This is a genomic window from Mycetohabitans sp. B3, assembly GCF_021498065.1.
Lineage (GTDB): Bacteria > Pseudomonadota > Gammaproteobacteria > Burkholderiales > Burkholderiaceae > Mycetohabitans.
In genome coordinates this window covers 1-5794 of record NZ_JAHLKN010000053.1, presented here as the reverse complement: position 1 = coordinate 5794, position 5794 = coordinate 1, and the positions used below count along the sequence as shown (strand labels likewise).

The 5794-nt window shown below is 54.1% G+C and carries 2 protein-coding genes; both read left to right on the top strand.

Annotated features, from left to right (window positions below; translation table 11 throughout):
* Window positions 1-303: 303 nt before the first annotated feature.
* Window positions 304-4977, top strand: coding sequence for a non-ribosomal peptide synthetase (locus KQH55_RS15195; protein ID WP_235091558.1), 4674 nt, complete (start codon window positions 304-306; stop codon window positions 4975-4977).
* Between the two features lie 451 nt (window positions 4978-5428).
* Window positions 5429-5794 (top strand): aromatic amino acid lyase (locus KQH55_RS15190; RefSeq protein WP_235091557.1); only part of this gene is annotated, 366 nt, incomplete at its 3' end.

The window sequence follows — 5794 nt, the reverse complement described above, 5'->3', positions numbered from 1 at the left end:
AAAGAGCTGCTGCTAGCGCCCGCTTTCTTCAGCGCACTGCCGGACAGCATCGACACGATTGCGGCGGTCGATATCGAGCTTAAGCGCCGTGATTACGATAATGAATTGAGCCGCTATCGCTACGACGTGGTGTTGCGCAAAGGGCCCGTCAACACATTGTCGCTTGCTCATGCGCCGCAGCTGCGTTGGGGACGCGGGATAGTCGAGATCGAGGCGCTACAGACATTGCTTGCGACGGAGCGTCCCGCCCAGCTGCGCATCACGGGTGTGCCAAATGCCCGGCTAGCGCTAGAGATAGAGGCGATGCAGGCGCTTGAGCATAGCGATGATATCGGTCTAATTCAGCGTCAGCTCATGACCGGCGACGCGCAAACGATCGGATTGGAGCCTGAGGCATTTTCCGCTCTAGGAGGATCACTCGGATACTGGGTTGGCATCACTTGGTCAGAATATGATGCCCTTGCTTGCATGGACGTCGTGTTCGTGCAAGCCAGCGAGATGGCCCAAGCGATGCCCACCGATGTGTACCTTCGGCCTTCGGACGACGCTCAAGCATCACCATTCAGCTACGCGAACCAACCGGCCAGCTTTGATTCCTTTGCAGACGTTCGCCACTATGTCGCGACACAGCTGCCTGATTACATGGTGCCAGCCGCGTTTGTGCGGTTGGATGCGCTGCCGTTGACGCCTAATGGCAAGCTCGATCGACGTGCGCTACCTGAGCCAGACGCCGACGCACTCGCGCATCAAGCGTATGAAGCACCGCAAGGTGAGTTGGAGGCCACGCTCGCGACGATCTGGTCGCAGCTATTGGGCATCGAGCGTGTTAGCCGGCATGACAGCTTCTTTGCTCTCGGAGGGCACTCGCTGCTGGCGGTGCGGTTGATGAACCGGGTCAGGGCGCTCGGTGCTGAAATGCCGCTGACAAGCTTATTCGCGTCGCCGACGCTGGCCGCGTTCGCGGCGGCGGTGAGTGCGCAGTTGAATCAGTCAGCCAACGCATTGCCTGAGATCACACCGATCTCACGCGAAGACAGCTTGCCGCTGTCGTTCGCGCAGCAGCGACTATGGTTCCTCTCGCAGCTCGATGGGGTCAGTGGTACTTATCACATGCCGCTTGCGCTGCGTGTGCAGGGAGTGTTCGATCGGGCAGCATGGCAACAAGCGCTGGATGCGCTGTTCGCGCGCCACGAGGCGCTGCGCTCGACGTTCGTGAGTGTCGAGGGTCAGCCGCAGCTGCAGCTGCTGCCGGCTGACACGGGCGTGCCACTGCACTGGCATGATCTGCGTGGCGTGTCTGATGCCGACGCGCAGCTGGCGCGTTTGAGCGCCGATGAAGCGTGTGCGCCGTTCGATCTGGCGCGCGGCCCGCTGATGCGCGCATGCGTGATCCAATTAGCTGACGACGAGCACGTACTGATGCTGACAAAGCACCATATCGTGTCGGATGGCTGGTCGATTGGCGTGTTAGTGCGAGAACTCAGTGCATTGTACGCGGCAAGCGCAGCCGGCCAAGTTGATCCCCTGCCAGCGCTGGCGATCCAGTATCCAGATTACGCGGCCTGGCAGCGTCAGTGGCTGTCGGGCGAGCGGCTTCAAACGCAGAGCGACTACTGGCGTAGGACGCTGGCCGATGCGCCGGTGCTGCTGGAACTCCCGACGGACCGGCCGCGCCCGGCGCAACAGTCGTTTGCTGGTGCACACGTGCCGGTGCAGATCGATGCATCGACCACGCAAGCACTTAAGCGCTTAAGCGCGGAGCATGGCACCACGCTATTTATGACAGTGCTTGCGGCGTGGAGCGCGGTGCTCGCGCGCCTGTCAGGCCAGGATAATTTGGTCATTGGCACGCCCAGTGCCAACCGGGGGCATGCTGCAATCGAGCCGTTGATTGGCTTCTTTGTCAATACGCTGGCGTTGCGTGTCGACTTATCGGGCGAGCCCAATACGAGCGAGCTGCTTAAGCGCGTGCGGTGCACGACGCTGGACGCGCAGGCGCATCAAGATCTGCCGTTCGAGCAAGTGGTCGAGATCGTGCAGCCACCGCGTCGGCTCGAGCATACGCCGCTGTTTCAGGTGTTGTTCGCATGGCAGAGTAACGAAACAGGACAGTGGCGTCTACCTGGACTGGACATCATGCCTGCCGGGCTCGATTACGGCGTGGTCAGGTTCGACTTGGAAATGCATTTGTATGAAGCAGGCGAAGAGATTATTGGGGCATTGTGCTATGCGAGTGCATTGTTTGATCCCACGACGATTGAGCGGCACATAGGGTATCTAAAGACGATGTTGCAGGCGATGGTGGCCTACCCACAGCAACCGGTGGCAACGCTTCAAATGCTGGATCCGGATGAGCGTCAGTTACTGCTTCAGACATGGAATGCGACAGCGTCTCCCTACCCAGCCGACCAGTGCGTTCATCAGGTATTCGAGGCACAAGTGGAGCGCAGCCCGGAAGCCACTGCACTGGTGTATGAAGCGCAGACGCTGAGCTATGCGCAATTGAACGCACGAGCCAACCGCCTCGCGCATCGGCTCATTGAATTGGGAATTAAGCCGGATGTCCGAGTGGCGATTTGTGTCGAACGTTCACCGGCAATGGTCGTGGGGCTATTGGCGATCATGAAGGCGGGCGGCGCGTGTGTGCCACTTGATCCCGCGTATCCGTCCGAGCGCCTCGCGCATATTCTGAATGATGCAGCGCCAACGATCGTACTCGCTGATGCAACGGGTAGGGCCACATTGGGGGAAGCGGCGCTTGCGTGCCGAACCGTACTTGAGCTCGATGCACCGCTCGATCAAGCTGCACCCAACCCGCGGGTAGCCGAACTGACTCCTCGTCATCTTGCCTATGTCATCTACACGTCTGGTTCCACTGGCACGCCGAAGGGCGTGATGATCGAGCATGTGCAAATTGCACGTTTATTGGAGGCTACAAAGCCTCACGGTACGTTAAATGAAGACCAGGCGCTGATCGACCGACAGCGAGGTTACGGTCTAAGACCTGCCGATCGCGTTCTCCAAAAAGCACCCTTTAACTTCGATGTATCAATTTGGGAGCTTTTTTGGACGTTGCTCAATGGCGCCACCCTTGTGATAGCAGACGCCGACGTTCATAAAGATCCTGTTGCTTTGAGAGATCTCATTGTCCGGGAGCGCATCACGACGGTTCACTTTGTACCCTCCATGCTCAGCATTTTCTTGGATACTGAGGGTGTTCAGCGCTGTACATCGGTGAAGCATTTGATTTGCGGTGGCGAAGCCCTGTCCGGTGCGACTGTCCAGCAGTGTCAAATGCTGTTGCCTGACACGCAAGTTCATAACTTGTATGGCCCCGCTGAAAATCCCATTGGTACAACGTTTTGGACCTGTCCAGTGGCCTGTACAGAGGACAATATTCCGATTGGGCGGCCCATCGCGAACACCCAAGTCTACTTGCTTGATGCATACGGCCAGCCGCTGCCGCTCGGTGCGGTCGGCGAGCTGTATATCAGTGGTGACGGTGTGGCTCGCGGCTATTTGAACCGTCCTGATCTGACCGCTGAGCGTTTTGTGCTCAACCCTTTCTCAACAGAGCCCGGCGCGCGGATGTATAAAACCGGCGATTTGGCTTGTTACCGACCCGACGGCAATTTGGAGTACTTGGGCCGCAATGATGACCAGGTCAAGGTTCGCGGCTTTCGCATTGAACTGGGTGAGATCAAGGCGTGCCTTGCCCAACACCCACAGGTGCGTGATGCGGTGGTGCTCGTGCGGGGTGAGGGCCACAACAAGCGGCTTGTCGCGTATGTGGTGACCGAGGCCGACGAGCAATTGGCTAGTACGTTGCGCGCCCATGTAGCCGCTCGCTTGCCCGACTATATGGTGCCGACTGCATTCGTGCGTTTGGATGCGTTGCCACTGACGCCCAACGGCAAACTGGATCAACGCGCGCTGCCCGAACCGGACTTGACACCGGTTCAATATCGTATCCCTCGTACGCCGCACGAACAGACATTAGCGGAGCTTTTCGCAGAAGTGCTGAATTTGCCTCGTGTAGGCATTGATGACAGTTTCTTCGACCTGGGCGGTCATTCGTTGTTGGCCATGCGTTTAATTGACCGTATTCGCAAGACGTTGAAGGTTGATCCTAGCATTCGTATGCTATTTGAAGCGCCCACTGTGGCTGGTTTGGCACAACGCTTGACCCAGTTTAATAGTGTTCAAGAAAGCTCATTTTCTGTCTTGCTTCCTCTTAAGCCTAAAGGAAGTCGCCGTCCTCTTTTCTGCATGCATCCTGGATTTGGTTTGAGTTGGAGTTACATTAGCCTGTCAAGTTTTCTAGACAGCGACCAACCTCTCTATGGGTTGCAAGCCCGTGGGTTTGATGGGGCAAGGCCACTTCCGTCAAGCATTGACGACATGGTGTCAGATTACCTAGAGCACATTCGCCAAGTTCAGCCAGAAGGACCTTACTACCTGTTAGGTTGGAGCCTGGGAGGCATAGTCGCTCACAGCATGGCGGTTCGGCTTGAACAGCAAGGTGAAAAGGTGGCGTTGCTAGCTTTACTGGATATTTTTCCAGGATCGTATTTGCTGGACAGCAAAGGCGAAGTTGACCAAGCGATGGTTAATGCTGCGCTCGCCGAACATTATGGTGATGAATTTATTGGAGCCATGAGTGATGATTTTTTAAAAAATGCTCTTGAAATTGCAAAGAATAATCCACGTCTTTTAAAAGATTTTTATCCGGCAGTGTATGCTGGTAATGCGGTATTCTTCCGGGCCACTCAAGCGGGAGCGGAATATGAGGTATTAATCTCCCCTGATGTATGGAAGCCCTACATACTTGGAAATATAGAAGTCTACGATGTGCACTGTAGCCACGGAACAATGCTCAGGCAGGAACCAGCGACGGTAATTGGCGAAATTTTAGCTCGTAAATTGAGTGAACTGGCAGATAAACAAATACAAGGAGAGACTGATGCAGTACAATAAAATTTTGCAAAATAATATTGCCAGGCCTGACGATGATTATGGCACTCCTTGCTCTTATATGGATTGCACTTGTCAGATTAAACTATATGATAAATGGCGCGAAGTTCGCTGCTTGTGTCGATTGTGTTGCGTGTACAATTGTCACTTGTGCCAACAGGGTAATGGCCTTCCCGATATTGCTTTAAAAGATACATTAACCGTGAAAGCACAGTGCAGAGCGGGACGGCCGGTAATTGAAAAATTTAGGTCGTTTAATAAATATCCGTGTAGTGTATAGAATTCGCCTAACTGGTTCCGGCGATGATGTTAACACTAAAAGCATGATGCATAGATTGAGTTATTTAAGCTGTTTTGATTGGCTGAATGCGAGCTAAGTTTCGGTGGGGCCTGAACATGAGTGTTTGATAATTAAGAGCGGGTAAAAATTTATTTTTCTGAAAAGGGGTCGGTTATGGATAAGGTGTTAGAAATTACAGGCGAACCCATAAGGGCAAATGACATTGCCAGGGCGGCATATGATTTTAACATTAATGTTCGCCTTGGGCAAAAGGCATGCAAGTCTATTGTTGAATCCCGCAAATTGCTTGACGACCTTCTTTTGCAGGGGAAGGTGATTTATGGTGTAAATACAAGCATGGGGGGGTTTGTTAAATACCTTATCCCAGAAAAATATGCGACGCAAACACAAGAAAATCTTATTGCGGCAGTCGCAACAAATGTTGGTCCATATTTTGATGATGCTGTGGTTCGAGCGACGATGTTAACACGTATCAACTCGCTTGCTCGAGGAGTATCTGCAATTTCACTAGAAAATATT